The 522-nt window shown below is 55.0% G+C and carries 1 rRNA gene (cut by a window edge); it reads right to left on the reverse strand.

The features are described from left to right. Nucleotide 1 precedes the first annotated feature (1 nt). Nucleotides 2-522, reverse strand: a 23S ribosomal RNA gene (locus ASF54_RS16150); it runs 2,282 nt beyond the window's last position.

The following is a 522-nucleotide window of genomic DNA, read 5'->3' on the forward strand; positions in this document are numbered from 1 at the left end:
TCTTCTCAAATTTCCTACGCGCGCAGCGGATAGGGACCGAACTGTCTCACGACGTTCTAAACCCAGCTCGCGTACCGCTTTAATGGGCGAACAGCCCAACCCTTGGGACCTACTCCAGCCCCAGGATGCGACGAGCCGACATCGAGGTGCCAAACCATGCCGTCGATATGGACTCTTGGGCAAGATCAGCCTGTTATCCCCGAGGTACCTTTTATCCGTTGAGCGACAGCGCTTCCACAAGCCACTGCCGGATCACTAGTCCCGACTTTCGTCCCTGCTCGACTTGTCAGTCTCACAGTCAAGCTCCCTTGTGCACTTACACTCGACACCTGATTGCCAACCAGGTTGAGGGAACCTTTGGGCGCCTCCGTTACTTTTTGGGAGGCAACCGCCCCAGTTAAACTACCCACCAGGCACTGTCCCAGAACCGGATCACGGTTCGTAGTTAGATATCCAAAGTGACCAGAGTGGTATTTCAACGATGACTCCACCTGAACTAGCGTCCAAGCTTCACAGTCTCCC

This window comes from Frondihabitans sp. Leaf304, assembly GCF_001423105.1.
Lineage (GTDB): Bacteria > Actinomycetota > Actinomycetes > Actinomycetales > Microbacteriaceae > Frondihabitans.